This window comes from Flavobacterium sp. GT3P67 (assembly GCF_004349155.1).
Lineage (GTDB): Bacteria > Bacteroidota > Bacteroidia > Flavobacteriales > Flavobacteriaceae > Flavobacterium > Flavobacterium ranwuense.
Window position 1 is genome coordinate 946,684 of sequence record NZ_SMLF01000001.1, and the last position, 19,624, is coordinate 966,307.

General features: G+C 33.2%; 14 protein-coding genes and 1 pseudogene. 5 read left to right on the plus strand and 10 right to left on the minus strand.

What is annotated here, in order from left to right; translation table 11 throughout:
* Positions 1-170: 170 nt before the first annotated feature.
* Both E0H99_RS04090 and E0H99_RS04095 read left to right on the plus strand, forming a co-directional pair.
* Complete coding sequence (locus E0H99_RS04090; RefSeq protein WP_131991423.1) at positions 171-2,348, plus strand: carboxy terminal-processing peptidase; 2,178 nt, start codon at positions 171-173, stop codon at positions 2,346-2,348.
* A gap of 239 nt (positions 2,349-2,587) precedes the next feature.
* Positions 2,588-3,447, plus strand: a pseudogene (locus E0H99_RS04095) (DNA/RNA non-specific endonuclease).
* A gap of 120 nt (positions 3,448-3,567) precedes the next feature.
* Here E0H99_RS04095 and rodA read toward each other — a convergent pair.
* The 6 genes from rodA to purH form a co-directional block, all read right to left on the minus strand.
* Positions 3,568-4,803, minus strand: a complete 1,236-nt coding sequence (gene rodA / locus E0H99_RS04100) for a rod shape-determining protein RodA (protein WP_131991425.1) — start codon at positions 4,801-4,803, stop codon at positions 3,568-3,570.
* A gap of 5 nt (positions 4,804-4,808) precedes the next feature.
* Complete coding sequence (mrdA, locus tag E0H99_RS04105) at positions 4,809-6,761, minus strand: penicillin-binding protein 2 (RefSeq protein ID WP_131991427.1); 1,953 nt, start codon at positions 6,759-6,761, stop codon at positions 4,809-4,811.
* Positions 6,758-7,264 carry a rod shape-determining protein MreD gene (locus E0H99_RS17365; protein WP_131991429.1) on the minus strand — a complete coding sequence of 169 codons (507 nt, stop codon included), beginning with the start codon at positions 7,262-7,264 and terminating at the stop codon, positions 6,758-6,760. Before E0H99_RS17365 ends, mrdA begins: the two co-directional genes overlap by 4 nt.
* Positions 7,257-8,081: a rod shape-determining protein MreC gene (gene mreC, locus E0H99_RS04115; protein WP_131991431.1), complete on the minus strand. Its 825-nt coding sequence runs from the start codon at positions 8,079-8,081 to the stop codon at positions 7,257-7,259. Before mreC ends, E0H99_RS17365 begins: the two co-directional genes overlap by 8 nt.
* A gap of 100 nt (positions 8,082-8,181) precedes the next feature.
* Complete coding sequence (locus E0H99_RS04120) at positions 8,182-9,210, minus strand: rod shape-determining protein (RefSeq protein WP_073205523.1); 1,029 nt, start codon at positions 9,208-9,210, stop codon at positions 8,182-8,184.
* 53 nt (positions 9,211-9,263) lie between these two features.
* Complete coding sequence (gene purH, locus E0H99_RS04125) at positions 9,264-10,790, minus strand: bifunctional phosphoribosylaminoimidazolecarboxamide formyltransferase/IMP cyclohydrolase (RefSeq protein ID WP_131991433.1); 1,527 nt, start codon at positions 10,788-10,790, stop codon at positions 9,264-9,266.
* 200 nt (positions 10,791-10,990) lie between these two features.
* Here purH and E0H99_RS04130 point away from each other — a divergent pair, with 200 nt between their 5' ends.
* The gene (locus tag E0H99_RS04130; protein WP_131991435.1) at positions 10,991-12,247 is read left to right on the plus strand and encodes an ABC transporter permease; all 1,257 of its coding nucleotides are present in this window, start codon (positions 10,991-10,993) and stop codon (positions 12,245-12,247) included.
* Between the two features lie 118 nt (positions 12,248-12,365).
* On the plus strand, positions 12,366-13,412 hold the full coding sequence (locus E0H99_RS04135; protein WP_131991437.1) for an NAD(P)-dependent alcohol dehydrogenase: 1,047 nt from the start codon (positions 12,366-12,368) through the stop codon (positions 13,410-13,412).
* 53 nt (positions 13,413-13,465) lie between these two features.
* Here the strand turns inward: E0H99_RS04135 and accD are convergent, their stop codons facing one another.
* From accD to E0H99_RS04150, 3 genes are all read right to left on the minus strand, one after another.
* Entirely contained in the window at positions 13,466-14,320 is an 855-nt protein-coding gene (accD, locus tag E0H99_RS04140; RefSeq protein WP_131991439.1) for an acetyl-CoA carboxylase, carboxyltransferase subunit beta, read from the minus strand.
* Between the two features lie 71 nt (positions 14,321-14,391).
* On the minus strand, positions 14,392-15,459 hold the full coding sequence (gene fbaA, locus E0H99_RS04145) for a class II fructose-bisphosphate aldolase (RefSeq protein WP_131991441.1): 1,068 nt from the start codon (positions 15,457-15,459) through the stop codon (positions 14,392-14,394).
* 60 nt (positions 15,460-15,519) lie between these two features.
* Entirely contained in the window at positions 15,520-18,087 is a 2,568-nt protein-coding gene (locus tag E0H99_RS04150; RefSeq protein ID WP_131991443.1) for a BamA/TamA family outer membrane protein, read from the minus strand.
* A gap of 37 nt (positions 18,088-18,124) precedes the next feature.
* Between E0H99_RS04150 and E0H99_RS04155 the strand changes: the two genes are divergently transcribed.
* Positions 18,125-18,850, plus strand: a complete 726-nt coding sequence (locus E0H99_RS04155) for an RNA methyltransferase (protein ID WP_131991445.1) — start codon at positions 18,125-18,127, stop codon at positions 18,848-18,850.
* Positions 18,851-18,919: 69 nt separating this feature from the next.
* Here E0H99_RS04155 and E0H99_RS04160 read toward each other — a convergent pair whose 3' ends face one another.
* Positions 18,920-19,624, minus strand: coding sequence for a porin family protein (locus E0H99_RS04160; RefSeq protein ID WP_131991447.1), 705 nt, complete (start codon positions 19,622-19,624; stop codon positions 18,920-18,922).

Consider the following 19,624-nt stretch of genomic DNA (forward strand, 5'->3'; position numbering starts at 1 on the left):
TCAGGACAAATGTAATAACACAGAATGGAATGTGTAAACAAAAGATAAAAATATGTTATGTTGATTCATTTAACTTAAAAGAAAAGAACATTTTTATATCTTTAACAAAAATTTATGGAGGCCCTGCCACTGTTGGCATAGTTTTTACCGTAACTTCGATTAAAAGATTCATGAATACTATTATTAACTTTATGAAAAGAAACTATAAAATACTACTTCTAGTTGTATGCATTTCGGTGACATTGTTTGCGTTCAAAATGAATGCAACAAAATCAACCGATCCCGAAAAAGATAAATTGCTTTTAGAGTTATTGACGTTTGTTATAGAGAAAGGACATTATAGTCCAGCTACAATTGATGATGCATTCTCTAAAGGAATTTATAAAGATTATATTGAGGCTTTAGACCCCTCTAAGCGATTCTTTTTACAATCTGATATTGATGAATTTTCAAAATTTGAATTGCAATTGGACAATCAGTTATTGAATAAGGATTTGACTTTTTTCAATCTGACCTATGACCGTTTAGTTAAGCGTATGGAAGAAAGCAAAAAGATTTACAAAGATGTTTTGAGTACCCCTTTTGACTATTCAGTTGATGAAAGTTTCAATATTGATTATGAAAAAGCGCCTTATACAAAAAATGTGTCTGAACTTAGTGATAAATGGCGTAAGCAAATCAAATTATCTACTCTTTCATCTCTTGTAGACAAACAAAAATTAGAAGAAGACAAAAAGAAAAATGATGCTACTTATGAAATTAAATCTTTTGAGACTTTAGAAAAAGAAACTAGAGAAAGTTCTATAAAATCATTAGACGAATATTTTGGTTTTATCAAGGATTTAGACAGAAACGACTGGTTTTCAGTATATGTAAATTCTATAACAGCACGTTTTGACCCGCATACAAATTATTTTGCAGCGGAAGAAAAAGAACGCTTTGATGTAAGTATCAGCGGTAAGTTAGAAGGAATTGGAGCTCGTCTACAAAAGAAAAACGATCTTACTGAAATTTCTGAACTTATTTCTGGTGGTCCCGCTTGGAGAGGAAAACAGCTAGAAGCTGGAGATTTGATAATGAAAGTGGCTCAAGGTAATGGAGAAGCGGTAGATGTTGTTGGAATGCGTTTGGATGATGTTGTGAAGAAAATTAAGGGACCTAAAGGTTCAGAAGTTCGTCTTACTGTTAAAAAAGTGGATGGAACAATTAAGATTATTTCTATTATCAGAGATATCGTTGAAATAGAAGAAACGTATGCGAAGTCCAGTATTGTAAATAAAAATGGATTGAAATACGGAGTGATTTATTTGCCAAAATTCTACATTGATTTTGAAAATAAAGACGGTAGAGATGCTGGAAAAGATATTGCTTTAGAAGTTGACCGATTAAAAAAAGCAGGTGTAAACGGTATTATCCTTGATGTTCGTGATGACGGAGGTGGATCTTTGTCGACTGTTGTTGATATTGCAGGATTGTTTATTGAACAAGGTCCAATCGTTCAGATTAAATCAGCCGGTATTAAAAAAGAGGTTCTTTATGACAGAGATAAAAAAATTGAATGGGATGGTCCTTTAGTAATTATGGTAAATAGTTTCTCAGCCTCGGCTTCAGAGATTCTTGCTGCTGCAATTCAGGATTATAAAAGAGGAATCATCATTGGAAGTAAGCAAACCTACGGTAAAGGAACGGTTCAAAATGTAATTGATTTAAATCAGTTCGTTAGAAGTAGTTCTGTTGGGGATTTAGGAGCGATTAAAACTACTACACAAAAATTTTATAGAATTAACGGTGGATCTACCCAATTAGAAGGTGTTCGTAGCGATATTGTTATGCCAGATAGATATGCTTATTTAAAAATGGGCGAACGCGATATTGATAATGCAATGCCTTGGGATAAAATTGATCAGGCTGATTATAGTGTTTGGAATAATAATGCCAACTTTAATCTAGCAATTGCCAATAGTAAAAACAGAATTAGTAAAAATCCACAGTTTCAATTAATTGAAGAGAATGCAAAATGGATTGATAGTAGAAGTGAAGAAAACGTTTATAGTTTGAACATTGATAAATTTAAAATTGCTCAAGTTGAAATTGAAGAGAAAGCTAAAAAATATAAGCCAATCGTAAACTATAAAAACACATTGACATTTACTTCTTTACCTTATGAAACAGAAACAATGAGTAAGGATGTTTCGTTAAAAGAAAAAAGAGAGATGTGGCATGAAGCTTTATCAAAAGATATTTATGTGGAAGAGGCAATTAATGTTTTGGACGATTTACAACCTAAATCAATTTCAAAAAAAGATATTCCAGTTAAAATAAAAAAAGATAAATTGGCGAAATCTTAATAAGGAATTTGTTAATTCATAAAACATACAATCATTAATGTCTATTACGCTCCAGAAATTCAAGAAGAATTTTTGGAGCGTTTTTAGTTTGAGTAACATATCTTTATTGCATTTTTTTTAAATTTTAGAATCAGATAATTTTGAAAATAGCAGTTGCTGTAACTTTTAATTAATATAAACTGCTTAATTTTAACTTTAAAAACTAGAAGAATAGTAACAATCTTTATAGATAGTTATAAATGAAAAATAGAAAACTATTCGCTTTAATCTTTATTCTTTTTAATGGAATCCTTTTTTCTTCCTGTAAGAAGGATCTGGAAGTGATTAATTCAGCTGCTTACACTGGGAAAAATAGATATAACTTAAAAGAGAGTAAAAGTCATATTGATAGCATCGAGAAGAAAGGAGCAACGATAGCGAAAATTTTTGATTTTTTACCATCTACAACAGCCAATCAAGTTGTGAAACACCAGTATTACACTTTGTCGTATAATGAAGTTCACGAACAGTCTGATTGGGTGGCTTATGAATTGAAGAAAAAGTATATTAAAAATAATAATTTTAAGCGCCCTTTTTTTATTGAGGATACTAAAGTAAAAACGGGTTCGGCTGATTGGCGAAATTATAAAAAGACCATGTATGATAAAGGGCATCTTTGTCCGGCAGGTGATATGAAGTTTGCTTTAGATGCGTATAACGAAACTTTTTTACTTCAAATGTTTCTCCTCAAGTGCGTAATTTTAATAATGGAGTTTGGAATAGATTAGAACAAAATGTACGGTATTGGGCCGTGAAACACGATGGAATTTATGTAATTACAGGCGGAGTTTTAGAGCCTTCATTAATGACAATAGGGAAAGAGAAGGTTTCTGTTCCTAAGTTTTTTTATAAAATTTTATTGGATGATTCCACAGAGAACTTGAAGATGATTGGTTTTTTGGTTCCCAATTCTGAAAGTGATAAACCCTTATATAGTTTTATAGTGTCAGTTGATCATATCGAAAAATTGACTGGAATTGACTTCTTTCCTAAATTGAATGACAACATTGAAAATCAATTAGAAAAAAACATCGATTATAAAAATTGGAGTTTTAATTAGAATAGGATTTTTTAAAGTTACGTTATTTTATCAAAACGGTAACTTGATGAAATAATTAAAATTTAAAGAGACGAAAAATTAGAAACAAGAATAAGTTCTCTGCACTTAAAACCTATTTAATTACCACTCGTTTACTTTATTGGCGTCCATTTTTATAAATATAAACAATAATATAGTGAAGCCCCAAAGACCAGACCCTCCATAGGAGAAGAAAGGAAGTGGCACACCAATTGTTGGGAATATACCAACAACCATGGCGATATTTACAAAGAAATGAGTAAATAAAATTCCGGCTACACAATATCCATAAACTCTGCTGAATTTTGTTTTTTGTCTTTCTGCCAGATATATTATTCTAAGAAATAAACCTGCAAAAAGAGCGATAACTACTAATGAGCCTGCAAATCCCCATTCTTCACCTACTGTTGTAAATATATAGTCAGTATGTTGCTCAGGAACAAATCCTCCTTTGGTTTGTGTCCCTTCGAGAAACCCTTTTCCAATCCAACCTCCAGAACCAATGGCTATTTCGGATTGATTTGTATTATAACCGATTCCTTTTAGATCTACTGTTTTGCCCAAAAGTATATTAAAGCGATCCCTGTGATGTTGCTTAAATACATTTTCGAAAACATAATTTACAGATAAAACAAACCCAGAAATAATTACAAAAAGAATACTGCTTAAAATAATGTTTCTATCGGCTAATCTTGATTTGAAATGAACTAACACTAGGGTAGCCAATCCTATAAGAATTACATATTGGGGCTCTAATATCAGCGTTAATACAAATAACAGTATGGTAATAAATCCTGTCCAAACATACCAAGACGGTAAGCCTTCGCGGTATAAAACAATGATGAATATACTGTATATTAAAGCACTTCCTGGGTCAGGTTGAGGAAGTATTAGGATGACAGGCAAAAGTATTATTGCAAGAGCTTGTATTTGCCTATTAACTTCTTTTAAATTGATTTGGGTATCACTTAAATATTTTGCTAACGCCAAAGCTGTAGCCGCTTTTGCAAATTCAGAAGGTTGAATTGTAAAACTCCCTATTGCATACCAACAACGTTGACCTGCTATGGTTTTTCCAAATAAAAATAATCCTGCTAATGTGAGTAGTGAAATTCCAAAAATGATACTTGCGTATTTTTCATAAAACTTACCGTCAACAGAGAGTATGATGAATATTAAAGGAATAGTTAATACAATGAATATAAGCTGTTTTTCATAAGTGTCTTCCATTGATGAAAGAGAAGACGAATAGATATTTAGCCAACCCAAAATAACTAATAAAACATAGATTATTATGCTTATCCAGTCGATGTTATTTGTTATGCTTTGGTTTTTCATCTGAATTAAATAGCTTGTTTATTCGATTTAGTGGTGTCTGTTTTTACTTTTACAGCTGGAATTATTGTTTTCTTTTTTAGAAGAGAATCGCTAATTCTTATTTGTAATTTAACTGCTTCAGAGAGTCCTCCTAATTTAGCATATCGACTTTGTAAACTTGTTGCTAGAATTCTTTTTTCCAGGTCAATTCTGGTAATTTTTTGTCTGAGGTATTTCTCTATCATCAAACTGGCGATAGGTCCTGCAATAGTCGCTCCATATCCACCGTTTTCAACCATAACTGCAATTGCAATTTTTGGATTATCTTTTGGTGCAAAAGCTACAAATATAGAGTGATCTTCTAATTTTACTTTTACACCACCAATTCTTGTAAAATTTTCCGCTGTTCCAGTCTTACCACAAATATCAATTCCTTCCACTCGTAGAGACCTGGCTGTTCCTAAGTTGTAAACATCAAATAAACCGCTGATAATTGGTTTGAAATGTTTTTTATCAATTGTGGTTACATGTTTCGTGGTGAATTTTTCGTCAATTTTATGGCCTTCAATTTTTTTAATGATATGTGGCGTGTAATAATACCCTTCATTCGCAACTGTTGCCATCATATTAGCCAGTTGAATTGGAGTCATTACAACTTCACCTTGACCAATAGAATTAGATACGATAGCGGTGCTTCTCCAGCCACCATTAGGATACATGCGTTTGTATGTTTTTGAAGAGGGTATTTTTCCTCTCTTGCCAGTTGGTAAATCATATCCCATGAATTGCCCAAGACCAAAACTTTTTGCGTGATTATTCCAAATATCAACTGCTTGTGCTGGCTTTGAATATTTATTAATTGTTTTCATGTAAGCCGTTGCAAAATAAGAGTTGCAGGATTCAAATATACCTCTATGCAATTGAAGAGCACCTCCATGGCAGTGGCATCCCATAAAACGCCCTCTTGCATAACTAAAACCTCGATTGCAAAAAACAGTAGTATTAGCATCAATAACTCCTTCTTGTAACGCAATAAGTCCAGTTAAAATTTTGAATGGAGATCCTGGAGCATACTCAGCCAGCAAACCTCTGTCATAAAGTGGTTTTGCAATAGAATCTCGATACAATTCGGTATAATTCTTAGATCGTTGTCTTCCTACTAATATCCCAGGGTCATAGGATGGAGCAGTTACAAGTGCTAAAATCTCTCCAGTCTTTGGTTCAATAGCAACAATTCCGCCTCGCTTATTAATCATTAACTCTTCACCATATTTTTGAATTTCAGCATCTATGGTAAGATTTATGTCTTCTCCTTGAATAGCAATAGTATCGTATTTTCCTTCTTTATAAGAACCGATTTCCCTGTTGTATTTATCTTTTTGAATGTATTTTACACCTTTTATTCCACGCAAAAGATCTTCATAACTTTCTTCAACTCCTTGTCGTCCAATTAAATCACCGCTATTGTAATATGGATTTTTGGCGACTAGTTTTTCGTTGACTTGGGTGATGGACCCAAAAATATTGGCCCCAAAATCTACTTCATAATCACGAAGGGAACGTTTTTGAAAATAAAAACCTTCATATTTTCTTATTTTTTCTTGAAAAGCGGCGAATTCACTTTTGTTCAACTGAGATAAAAAGACAGATGGTAAACGCGGACTGTATATTTTAGCTTTTTCGATTTTTTTTATGAAATCTTCTTTTGTAATATTCAATAATTGACAAAATTCTAAAGTATCCGTATTTTTTACTTCTCTAGGAATAACCATGATGTCATAAGATGCTTGGTTGGCAACTAATAACTTTCCTTTTCTATCATACATGTATCCTCTTTCTGGAAATTCGTACTTTTTTTTAATGGCATTATTTTCAGATTTTAACTTTAAAGTGTCGTCAACAATCTGCAAATAAAAGATTCGAATTACAAGCAAAGATGTAGCTAGAATGATTAAGGAAGGCAACAAGACTTTTCTCATCTTTTGTTTGGCTTAATAAGATATATTATGATAATGCAAATAATAATGGTGAATACAGTACTTAATAAAGTTCGTATTAGTATATCAAAAATAAAGCTAAATTGGAATGCTTCCAGTAAAAATAACGTAAAATGGTGTATTACAACAGAGAGTAATATAAACGAGAATCTCTCAGGTGTTAATACGTCATTTAATTTTACAGTTTGATATTCATAACTTAGGCCAAAAGCAAATTTAAAAATAGATGGTCTAACATAGGCTAAAACCAAACATGCAGTTGCATGTATTCCGCCTGAATTACTAAACATATCCATAATAAGCCCAAGTAAAAAACTCGCAACTACAAGACCAGACTTGTTTCCATTTACAGGGTAAAGTATTATGAATAATATGTAGGTAAAAGGGCTAATGTAACCCAAAAAAGTCATATTGTTGAATATGATAATTTGAACTGCCAATAACAGAATAAATCGAAAAATATTGACTAACAATGCGCTATTCATCCTTTTCTCTTTTTTCTAAATTAGTGATTTCTTCACGGTCTTTCCTTTTTATTATATAGACATGACCTAAGTTAGTCATGTCGTTGAATAATCTTATATTTATGGTGTAATAATTGTTTTTTTCTTCTGTAAATATATTTTCAATAGTACCTATTCCTATGTTCTCTGGGAAAATTACAGATTGACCTCCAGTTACGATTGTGTCGCCTTTTCTTATCGCCGCTAATCTCGGAACATCGATTAATTGAACGAAGCCTGTATTTTTTCCGTCCCATATCAAAGAACCAAAGTGATTTGACTTTTTAATTTTGGCATTGATTTGAGATTTTTTATTCAGAATACTGATTACAGTCGAATAGTTTGGAGATGTGTTTTCTATGATTCCAACAATTCCTAAACTGTTAATTACGCCCATATCTGGTTTTACACCTTGTAATTCTCCTGAATTTAAGGTTAAGTAATTTTCATGGACATTATAGGAATTATGTATCACTTTTGAAACGACAATATCGTTTGGTTTTACACCTTTAATACTGTCCAGTTTTTTTATTGCAGTAGTGTCTTTACGATTAAATAAAAGACTTTTCAGCTTTGCATTTTCAAGAGCAAGCGCATCATTTTGAGTTTTTAAATTCAAATATTCATTAAGGTTATTCACCTTTTCATACACTCCACCGCTTAAAAAATTTGCAGAACTGATTATTTTGCTCCTGTGGAAAGAATGGGATTGAATGGTGAGTGATAACGAGACACCCAAAAGCAGCAAAAACAGTAATCTATTACTGTTTTTAAAAATAAAATTAAATATTTGCTGCATTTCTTAACGGTATAATGTAAATAACTGTATGTCTTGTTTTGTAATCTAATTGCTGTAAATTGATTTGAGCTTGAAGGCTGGCAAGTGTAACAAAAACCGATTACTTAATCAAAATGCTTTTAAATTTTGTAATGTTTTTAAGTGCCATACCAGTTCCTCTAACAACTGCTCTTAATGGGTCTTCAGCAATGTAAACAGGTAAATCTGTTTTTTGTGAAATCCTTTTATCAAGACCTCTTAACATAGATCCTCCACCTGCAAGGTAAATCCCTGTGTTGTAAATGTCGGCTGCTAATTCAGGAGGTGTTTGTGATAAAGTTTCCATTACAGCATCTTCAATTCTTTGTATTGATTTGTCTAATGCTTTAGCAATTTCTCTATAAGAAACTTCTACTTGTTTTGGTTTACCGGTCAATAAATCTCTACCTTGAACAGACATGTCTTCTGGAGGAGTTTCTAAGTCTTCTATTGCGGCACCAATTTGAATTTTTATTTTCTCGGCAGTAGTTTCTCCAACAAAAAGGTTGTGTTGTGTGCGCATATAATAAACGATGTCATTTGTAAATACATCACCAGCGATTTTTACTGATTTGTCACATACAATTCCGCCCAATGCAATTACTGCAATTTCAGTTGTCCCGCCACCAATATCCACAATCATGTTTCCTTTTGGTTGCATGATGTCTATTCCAATACCTATTGCTGCTGCCATAGGTTCATGTATCAAATAGACCTCTTTACCATTAACTCTTTCGCAAGATTCTTTAACGGCTCTCATTTCAACTTCAGTTATTCCAGAAGGAATACATACAACCATTCTTAAAGCGGGAGTAAACATTCTTTTCTTCAATGCGGGGATGCTTTTTATAAACAAGCTTATCATTTTTTCAGAAGCATCAAAATCAGCAATTACGCCATCTTTCAAAGGCCTTATTGTCTTAATGTTTTCATGTGTTTTACCCTGCATCATACTTGCTTCTTTTCCTACAGCAATGATTTTGCCCGATACTCTATCACGAGCAACTATCGATGGGCTGTCTATTACAACTTTATCATTATGTATGATTAAAGTGTTGGCGGTACCAAGGTCTATCGCAATATCCTCGGTCATGAAATCAAAAAATCCCATAAGTTTTTTAAGGGTTAGAAGTTATAAATTTGTGACGGACAAAGTTAAACAAATTAATGTTTAAAATGACGAGTTCCTGTAAATACCATTGCAACTTTATTTTCATTACAATAATTAATACTCAATTCGTCTTTTATTGATCCTCCGGGCTGAATTACAGCAGTTATTCCAGCTTCTTTAGCTATTTCTACACAATCTGGAAAAGGGAAAAACGCATCGCTTGCCATCACTGCTCCATGCAAATCAAAGTGAAAATTATTCGCTTTTTCTATTGCTTGAAGCAAGGCATCAACTCTTGATGTCTGTCCTGTACCTGACGCAATAAGTGTACCATTTTTTGCAAAAACAATCGTATTTGATTTTGTGTTTTTACAAATTTTGGAAGCAAAAATTAAATCCTGAACTTCTTGTTCAGTAGGCTCAGTTATAGTAACGGTTCTTAAGTCTTCTTTATTGTCGGTTATGTTGTTTCTTTCCTGAACTAAAATTCCGTTTAAGCAAGTACGTACTTGTTTTTGAGGTAAAGCTACTTCGTTTTGAACTAATATAATTCGATTTTTCTTTTCTTGTAAAATAGTAATGGCTTCAGTATCGTATTCAGGAGCAATCACCACTTCACAAAATAATTTGTTTATTTCTGAAGCCGTAGTAACATCAATTTTTGTATTCGAAATTAAAACTCCACCAAATGCAGATGTTGGATCGCAAGCCAAAGCCGCAAGATAAGCTTCGCTAATTGTAGTTCTTGTCGCTAAACCACAAGCATTATTGTGTTTTAGTATAGCAAATGTAGGGCCGTCATTTTTGAATTCATTAACCAAATTTACTGCAGCATCTACATCTAATAAATTATTGTAAGACAATTCTTTTCCGTGAACTTTTTTGAACATAGCATCAAAATCACCAAAGAAAAAACCTTTTTGATGTGGATTCTCCCCATATCTTAAAACTTGACCGTTAGCAATACTTTGTTTGTATATTGTTTCGTCAGTGTTGAAATAATTGAAAATTGCAGTGTCATAATGTGATGAAACATGAAATGCTTTTGTAGCCAATAATTTTCTGTCTTCCAATGTTGTAGCTCCGTTTTGATCTGTAATCAAATCCAAAAGCAAACCATATTGGTCAACCGAGGCTACAATTACAGTGTCCTTGAAATTTTTTGCGGCGGCACGTATCAAAGAAATACCACCAATATCTATTTTTTCAATAATATCTGATTCACTAGCTCCAGAAGCTACTGTTTTTTCAAAAGGATATAAATCAACAATTACTAAATCTATTTGCGGGATGTTGAACTCTATCATTTGCTGAACATCGCTCTCGTTGTCTTGGCGATTTAAGATTCCTCCAAAAACTTTTGGGTGTAATGTTTTTACTCTACCACCCAGAATAGAAGGGTAGGAAGTAACATCTTCAACAGGAATTACAGGAATCCCTAAATTTTTTATAAAATCCTCAGTCCCTCCAGTAGAATAAAGTGTAACATTTTGACTGTTTAGTTGTCTTACTATAGGTTCTAATCCTTCTTTTGAAAAGACAGAGATTAATGCAGATTGAATTGTTTTTGTTGTGTTCATTGTGTAGTTATAATTATAAAATGCAAAAATAGTTTTTTAATGTGAAAATTAAGCCATTTGAAAATGAGATAATGTGTAATTTTTACTCCTAATTTTCATTGGTAAAGATAAAATAATTGATTCTCGCAGCAACGAATACATTTTTCATTAGGTTTTTGAATAATATTTATGGAATTTTACTTTAATACAAAAAAATTTTTATGCTGGTATACCTTCGATTATTAAAAGAGAGTTTTGGCTTTGCAATGAATGCATTGCGAAACAACAAGTTAAGAACGTTGCTTTCTTTGTTAGGAGTTACTATTGGAATTTTTTCGATTATAGCTGTACTTGCGGCCGTTGATTCTTTGGACAGGAAAATAAAAAAAGATATTGGAAGTTTAGACAATAGTACTGTTTTCTTTTTTAAATATTGTTTTGGACCCACAGATGTTCCAGACTGGAAGGTTGAACAATTTCCGGATGTAACTTATGAGGAGTATAAATTTTTAAAAAATAATTTAACGGATGTTGAAAGTGTTTGCTTTCAACTTTATGCTGGACGAGAAACTATAAAGTATGAATCAAAAACAGTAAGTTCAATAGCCGTAATTCCCTGTACTTATGAATTCTCTGATATTGAAAAATTAGATTTTAAAGAAGGACGTTTTTTTAGTGAGCAAGAATCAAACTCGGGAAGTAATAATGTTGTAATAGGTCATGAAATTGTTGAGTCGCTTTTTGAAGGGGTTTCTCCATTAGGTAAGGAAGTTAGGTTATACGGACAGCGTTTTAAAGTGGTTGGGACTCTAAAAAAAGTAGGGGATAGAATGGTGAGTTTTGGTTCTAATCCTGATCATACCATTTATCCTACGGTAAATAGAATACGAGGATTGTTTGGAGACAACAATCAATCATTTACTCCAATAGTCATTATTAAGCCTAGTAAAGGGATTGATGTAGAAAACCTTAAAGCTCAAATTTCATATAAAATCAGGAATTTTAGAGGGGTTAAATCAGGGGATATAGATAATTTTTTTATCAATTTTCTTAAAGGTGCAACTGATATGATTGATGAAACTATTGGTTTTATGAATATGGTTGGGTGGATAATTGCAGGATTTTCACTTCTTGTGGGTGGTTTTGGTATAGCTAATATCATGTTTGTTTCCGTTAAAGAGCGTACCCATTTAATAGGAATTCAGAAGTCATTAGGAGCCAAAAACAGGTTTATATTGTTCCAGTTTTTATTTGAAGCTATTATCTTGTGTCTAATTGGTGGAATAATTGGATTGCTTATGGTTTGGATTATTGCACTTATTCTAACAAATGTTTTAGATTTTGAATTTGTCTTAAGTGCGGGAAATATTACTCTAGGAACTGGATTAGCAGTCATAATTGGATTGATCTCCGGAATACTCCCAGCGATTTCTGCCTCAAAGTTAGATCCTGTGGAGGCGATTAGAACGGGAATGTAGTTTTTTAGCCTAAAGAGTCTGTGTGTTTTTGAATGATTTTTTCAATCGGATTTATTATATTCTTAACATTTCCAGTTTCTCTTTTTCGTACTTTTAACACTCAACTAAAATTTGTAATATGACAGCAATTAAAGCTTATGCAGCTTATGATGCGGAAACTCCATTAAAACCGTATTCGTTTGATAGAAAAGAACTTGGCAAAAAACAAGTTCAGATAGAGATACTTTATAGTGGTGTTTGTCATTCTGATATTCACACAGCAAAAGGAGATTGGGGACCTGCCATTTATCCGTTGGTGCCTGGCCATGAAATTGTAGGTAGAATTACTGCTGTAGGAAGTGAAGTTTCTAAATTTAAGGTAGGAGAATTAGCGGGCGTGGGCTGTTTTGTAGATTCTTGTAGAACTTGCCCTAGCTGTAAATCTGGAGAAGAGCAATATTGTGAAGAAGGCATGACGGGGACTTACAACAGTTACGAAAGAGGGACAAAAACGCCTACTTATGGCGGTTACTCGACCAGCATTACCGTTGATGAAAGCTATACTTTGCATATTTCTGACAAATTAGAACTTTCGGGTGTGGCTCCTTTGTTGTGTGCGGGTATTACAACATATTCTCCATTGCGCTATTTGAAGGTAGGTAAAGGGCATAAAGTGGGTGTTTTAGGTTTGGGCGGATTAGGTCACATGGCAGTGAAGTTTGCCGTTTCTTTTGGTGCCGAAGTCACCATGTTAAGTCATTCTCCTTCGAAAGAAGCGGATGCGAAAAAATTAGGGGCGCATCATTTTGCGCTAACGTCTGATTCCGGAATGATGGATTCTTTGACAAATAAGTTTGATTTTATTTTAAATACGGTTTCTGCAAAGCATGATTACAATGCGTATTTGAACTTGTTAAATACAAATGGAACAATGATTATTGTAGGAGTTCCCACTGCGCCAGCCGAAATCCCTGCCATTACATTAATCATGAAGCGCAGAAAAATAATGGGAAGTCTAATAGGCGGAATTGCAGAAACTCAGGAAATGTTAGATTATTGTGCAGCTAATAACATCACTTCAGATGTTGAAGTGATTGATATGGGGTATATTAATGAGGCTTATGAGCGCATGAATAAAAGCGATGTTAAATATCGTTTCGTAATAGATATGGCGAGTTTGAAATAGCAATAGATTACTTTTTAAACATAAAAAAATCCCGATTGTTCGGGATTTTTCATTTATCTAATATCGTTGTTTTGAATCAAATCGATATACAAGTTAATCTTGTCTTTCAATTCTTTTCGGGGTGTTATAAAGTCTAAGAAACCATGTTCAAGTAAGAACTCAGCAGTCTGGAAACCTTCCGGCAAATCTTTACCAGTGGTGTCTCGAACTACTCTTGGCCCGGCAAATCCGATTAATGCGCCTGGTTCAGAAATATTAATATCTCCCAGCATGGCATAAGAAGCAGTTGTTCCTCCAGTTGTTGGATCCGTACATAACGAAATGTATGGCAATTTTGCTTCGGCAAGTTGAGCCAGTTTAACAGATGTTTTAGCCAGCTGCATCAAAGAATAAGCGGCTTCCATCATCCTTGCTCCACCTGATTTTGAAATCATTACAAAGGGTAGCTTGTTTTTGATAGCGTGATCGATTCCTCTTGCGATTTTTTCTCCTACTACTGCTCCCATAGAACCACCGATAAAGGCAAAATCCATACAGCAGATAACAAGATCTTTTCCTTTTGATTTACCAACTCCGGTACGCACTGCATCCTTAAGTTTGGTTTTTTCCATAACATCTTTCAAACGATCTGCATATTTTTTTGTGTCAACAAAATGCAAAGGATCTTTAGAAGTCATGTTCTTATCTAATTCAACAAATTCATTGTTGTCAAATAAAATTTGAAAATATTCTGTACTTCCAATTCTAACGTGAAAACCATCTTCGGGACTTACAAATAAGTTACGAGCTAGTTCATCGGCATCAATAATTTTTCCAGTTGGAGATTTGTACCAAAGCCCTTTTGGAATATCCATTTTGTCTTCGGTAGCAGTAGTAATCCCTTTTTCTTTTCTTTTAAACCAAGCCATATTTCTTTAATTATGAATTATGAATTATGAATTATGAGTTGCCCTCGTAATTCATAATTCGTAATTTGAATTTATAATGTATTCACATTGTTCAAGTCAGCAAATGCTTGCTCAAGTCTTGTGTTGAAAGTAACTTCGCTTTCACGTAACCATTTTCTGGGATCGTAATATTTTTTGTTTGGAGCATCAGAACCTTCTGGGTTTCCAATTTGAGTTTTCAAATAGTCGATGTTTTTTACCATGTAATCACGGATGCCTTCCGTAAAAGCAAATTGTAAATCAGTATCGATATTCATTTTTATTACGCCGTAGCTAATACCTTCTCTAATTTCTTCTAATGTAGAACCTGAACCACCGTGGAAAACGAAATCTACTGGGTTGTGTCCTGTGTTGAATTTATTTTGAACAAAATCTTGAGAATTTTTTAAGATTTTTGGAGTCAATTTTACATTTCCTGGTTTGTAAACTCCGTGCACGTTTCCAAAAGCAGCTGCAATTGTAAATCTTGGACTTACTTTAGAAAGTTCTTCGTATGCGTAAGCAACTTCTTCAGGTTGTGTGTATAATTTAGAACTGTCAACATCAGAGTTATCAACACCATCTTCTTCACCACCTGTAATTCCAAGTTCAATTTCAAGTGTCATTCCCATTTTGCTCATTCTTTCCAAATATCCTTTGCAAATTTCGATATTTTCTTCGATAGGCTCCTCAGATAAGTCAATCATGTGAGAAGAGTATAATGGTTTTCCTGTTTCAGCAAAATGTTTTTCTGAAGCATCTAATAGACCGTCAATCCAAGGCAATAATTTTTTTGCACAGTGGTCAGTATGTAAAATTACGGTTGCTCCGTAAGCTTCCGCCAAAGTATGAATGTGTAATGCACCAGCAATTCCACCAGCGATAGCTGCTTTTTCACCTGTATTAGAAAGCCCTTTTCCTGCATTAAATTGCGCTCCTCCATTAGAAAATTGAATGATAACCGGAGCATTTAGTTTTGCTGCAGTTTCAAGTACACAATTGATAGTATTTGATCCCGTAACGTTTACTGCTGGAAGTGCAAATCCTTTTTCTTTAGCATAATTAAAAATTTCTTGAACCTGATCTCCTGTAGCTACGCCTGGTTTTATGTTGTGTGCCATTGTACTTTTTTTAGTTATTTTTTTTAGTTTTTAGTTTGCAAAAATAAGAATTAATTAGCATTAGAACGGATAATTTATTCCAAAATTTAAAACAGAGTTAGCAAAGTTGTATTCTCTAAACCATCTTTTGTTGGTTTCATTGGCTGGATTGTAGGTTTTAAATCCTAAATCAAAACGAATTACAAAAAAACTTAGGTCGTATCTAAGTCCAAATCCAGTGCCTAAAGCGATATCTTTTAAGTCCTTAAATTGTGTAAATGTCGATTTCTCATCCTCTACATTGTCTAATACGTTCCAGATATTCCCGGCATCGGCAAAAAGAGCTCCTTTTAAACTGCCTAATATCTTAAATCGATACTCCCCACTAATCGCAATTTTCATATTTGCCTCATTGAAATCATCTAATGCGCCACTGCTACCGGGGCCTAAACCATAGGGTTGCCATGCTCTGTTATCATTTGATCCACCTGAAAAATAACTTCTTGAAAAGGGAATGTAGTCTGAGTTTCCAAATGGAATGGCTATCCCAAAAAATGATCTAAATGCAAATATTTTTTCTTTGGATAAATCCCAATGTTTAATATAATCAAATTCTGTTTTTATGTATTCTGAATATTCTAAATTGAATATTTTATAATTACCATTTGAATTCTTATTCTGATTTGTTGTTGCTGCAAAAGCTGATAAAACGGTTCCTGCCGATTCTATTTTTGTTTTAAAAAGATAAAAAGTATTGTCAGTTAAATCCTTTTTGGTTGTTTTTGAAAAAGTGAAGCTGGTTGCCAAAATAAAGTCATTCTCCGTAAGTCTTAGTCTTCGCTCTTCAATACTTTTTACAGACTGAAAATCTGCGGGTTCTAATGGTTTCAAAAAGTTTGCGTTACCGGTGAGAACATCATTAGTAAAGCCAACGGTTCCTTCTTCAATAAGTAAATCTTTGTCAATGTCATTGTTATAATAGGAAGAATTTGTATTATATTCTTTACTGATTTCGTTCAAAGCATTGTATGAAGATCCGTAAACATTAAAGTAATTCTGCGGATTTAGATTGCGTACAAACTGAGTGTTGAACAAATCAAATCTGGCAGTATAGTTTCTTTTTGGAGTCCAATTGTATGATAATGCTCCTGTGAAATTCTCTTTGTCTAAACCAATATTTTGTTGTTTTGCAAAACCTACTGTGATCAAAGTAGATGGAATCATGCTTTTTGGAATGATTTTTTCAGTGCTGAAAGGCATGAAAATCCTTGGAATGTTAAGTTTTAAATCCAAACCATACTCTGAAACATTGAAAAAATTATTCTTTGGGTTTGCTAAATCCTTTGAAGATCCAATATTCCCACGCGCAGCTAATTCCAGTGTTTCGGCTCCATTAAAAACGTTTCGTATCGTTTCAGAAACACTTAAACCCACACCAAAATCTTGTATATTAGAATGGGTGACATCTAATGTAGTTCCAAAACTATATTTTTTCCTTGGGGTTAAATATACTTTTGCAATCAATGATTGTGCGGTTGAGTCTCTAGGATCAACTTCATATTGTATTGACGGATAATTGAAAATTTTAAGATTGTTTAAATACCGTGTTGTCAAAACAGTTTTGTAATCCGCAAATAACCCTCCTTTTGTAATAAAGATAGCATTAGTAATGGCTCGTGGCTTGTATTTTAATTTTTCCTGACTGTATAAGTTGAAGTTTTTATAGGTGGTACTATCCGTAATTTTTATAGTATTTGTACTTGGAGAATAATCAGTATAAATGTTTACATCACTTATTTTATAAATTTTAAAAGGCTCGGTTCTGCTCGAATCTTGTTCTTGATAAGAATAATTATTAATCATCAAGTTTATATTTGCCTGATTGACTTTTTTAATGGTGTCAATGTCAAAAGTTACATAATTCGGTTGGAAATAATACACTCCATTATTTCTAAAATGAGTAGTGATTCGGTTTTTTTCATTCTCAAAATCTTCGGTTTTATATTGATTTCCTGATTTGATAAATGTGCTTGACTTGTTAGTCTCATATAAAGAATCTAAAGCCGGAGTTAAAATAGTAGTTCTTAAGGAATCCAAAAAGTAAGCATTTCCCGGAGTAATGGCGTATTTTATTTTAGCTTTTTTAATGCTCAAAGTGTCTATTTTGTATGTAGCATTCACATTAAAAAATCCATCGTTGAAATAATAGTATTTCAATCGCAACAATGATTTATCTGCTCTTTCTTTGTCAATAATTATGGGTGGTTCTCCGGTTCTTTTCAAGAAATCATGGATTCCGTGATACCAGAAAGATTTTCCGAGTCGATTAACTTGTTTTTCAGACAGCCATTTGGATTTTCGTTCAAATTTTCCCGGGTTATTTGTAAACTTGGCTTGATACGTTGAATCTGGATTTAGATTGGCAAGATTGTAAAGATTCAATCTTAAACGGTATCCAAGTAAGGTGCTGTTTGGTTTTTGATACAGTTGATTAAAAACATTTTCATCCTTAATGGTTTTGTCATTTACAGTAATTTCGTTTTTTGTAAGCAGTAGTTTTCCGTCCGGAACTCTTTTTACAGCGTTACAAGCGCAAATTAGTATTGCAATTAGAATAAATGCAGTTATTTTTGTGGAAGTTTTTTTCAAGTGTTCTAAAATATTTAATTCAAAAGTACATTATTTTATGGTTAGTAAAAACCAAATAAAACTTATAACGAGTTTGCAGCAAAAAAAATATAGAATTGCCAATAAATTATTTTTTGCCGAAGGCGTAAAAGGGATTCATGAATTACTGGAGTCTAATTTTGAGCTGGAACATTTGTATACTACCCAAAATGATTTTGAGGAAGTCCCTGTAGCTAAAAAAACGATTATTCAAGAAAATGATTTAAAAAAAATAAGCGCATTAGCAACCCCAAATACCTGTTTGGGAATTTTCAAAATGCCATTGGAAAAACCAATTATTGAGACCGGTTTGATTGTAGCGCTTGATTCAATTCGTGATCCGGGAAATTTAGGAACCATATTGCGTTTGTGTGATTGGTTTGGTGTTAAGCAGTTGTTGTGTTCAAAGGAAACAGTTGATATTTATAACCCAAAAGTGGTTCAGGCAACTATGGGTTCTATAGCCAGAGTCAACGTGAATTATATAGATCTTAATGCTTTTATAGCACAAACAAAATTACCCGTTTTCGGCACTTTTATGGACGGAGAGAATATTTATAAATCAGTTTTACCTAAAGAAGGCATTATTATAATGGGTAATGAGGCTAATGGAGTTTCGCCAGCACTTGAAAGTTTAGCCAAAAACAGACTCGCAATTCCTCGTTTTGGGGATCTTCAAAAAACAGAAAGCCTCAATGTTGCGACAGCTACCGCTATAGTATTAAGCGAGTTTTGTCGGGGCTAGTATTCAGTGTTCGGTCGCAGTTTACGGTGAGAACCGAATACTGCGACTGAACACACTGGGAACTATTCTTTAATGGAAAGTAAAATTGATAAAAACCGCTCTGGTTTTCAAAGATTCTATATTGCTTGTCCAAGGACTATTTGGGTCTTTGTCTCTGATTAATTCGTCATTCATTCCAAAAACGCCTCTTATGGAAGGAGAAAATATAAAATATTCCGAAAAAAGATCAATTCCAAAACCCAATTCATAATTAGTTGTCCATGCTTTTACTCTAAAACGTTGTTCTAAGTTGTCATCAATTAATTTAGAATTACTGGATAAATTTAAGGTTGCTGATACGCCTCCCACTAAATAGGGGCGAATATTTCCTGTTCTAAGGGAGGAAAATTTCACTAATAATGGAAAATGAATATAGGTGCTGTTCACTTCTCTCAGCGCATCTCCACTATTTGTGAAATTAGGATAGTGTAAATCTCTTCTTGTATAATAAAGACCCGGCTCAAATCGCAGGTCAATGTATTCCTGAAGTTTCAAATCAGCAACGATACCCACATTAAATCCAGTGGTTTTTTTTATAAGAATATCGGGTCCTACAGTTTTATAGTCTATTTTGAAATCATACGAGTTAAATCCTAAATAAAACCCATAATACATTCTCTTTTTTTGAAAATTTTCCAAATTAATAATAGGGTCTCTGCTAAATATATTTTTAGACTTTTGAGCGTATCCGTTTAGAATAAAAGCAAAAAACAGTAAGACAATTATTTTTCTCAT

What these genes read in the sequence shown, in the direction of transcription:
- purH (WP_131991433.1), bottom strand. Translation starts at nt 10,790, where the DNA reads ATGAACACAACAAAAACAATTCAATCTGCATTAATCTCTGTCTTTTCA.
- E0H99_RS04120 (WP_073205523.1), bottom strand. Translation starts at nt 9,210, where the DNA reads ATGGGATTTTTTGATTTCATGACCGAGGATATTGCGATAGACCTTGGT.
- mrdA (WP_131991427.1), bottom strand. Translation starts at nt 6,761, where the DNA reads ATGAGAAAAGTCTTGTTGCCTTCCTTAATCATTCTAGCTACATCTTTG.
- E0H99_RS04130 (WP_131991435.1), top strand. Translation starts at nt 10,991, where the DNA reads ATGCTGGTATACCTTCGATTATTAAAAGAGAGTTTTGGCTTTGCAATG.
- rodA (WP_131991425.1), bottom strand. Translation starts at nt 4,803, where the DNA reads ATGAAAAACCAAAGCATAACAAATAACATCGACTGGATAAGCATAATA.
- fbaA (WP_131991441.1), bottom strand. Translation starts at nt 15,459, where the DNA reads ATGGCACACAACATAAAACCAGGCGTAGCTACAGGAGATCAGGTTCAA.
- mreC (WP_131991431.1), bottom strand. Translation starts at nt 8,081, where the DNA reads ATGCAGCAAATATTTAATTTTATTTTTAAAAACAGTAATAGATTACTG.
- accD (WP_131991439.1), bottom strand. Translation starts at nt 14,320, where the DNA reads ATGGCTTGGTTTAAAAGAAAAGAAAAAGGGATTACTACTGCTACCGAA.
- E0H99_RS04135 (WP_131991437.1), top strand. Translation starts at nt 12,366, where the DNA reads ATGACAGCAATTAAAGCTTATGCAGCTTATGATGCGGAAACTCCATTA.
- E0H99_RS04155 (WP_131991445.1), top strand. Translation starts at nt 18,125, where the DNA reads ATGGTTAGTAAAAACCAAATAAAACTTATAACGAGTTTGCAGCAAAAA.
- E0H99_RS04160 (WP_131991447.1), bottom strand. Translation starts at nt 19,624, where the DNA reads ATGAGAAAAATAATTGTCTTACTGTTTTTTGCTTTTATTCTAAACGGA.
- E0H99_RS04090 (WP_131991423.1), top strand. Translation starts at nt 171, where the DNA reads ATGAATACTATTATTAACTTTATGAAAAGAAACTATAAAATACTACTT.
- E0H99_RS17365 (WP_131991429.1), bottom strand. Translation starts at nt 7,264, where the DNA reads ATGAATAGCGCATTGTTAGTCAATATTTTTCGATTTATTCTGTTATTG.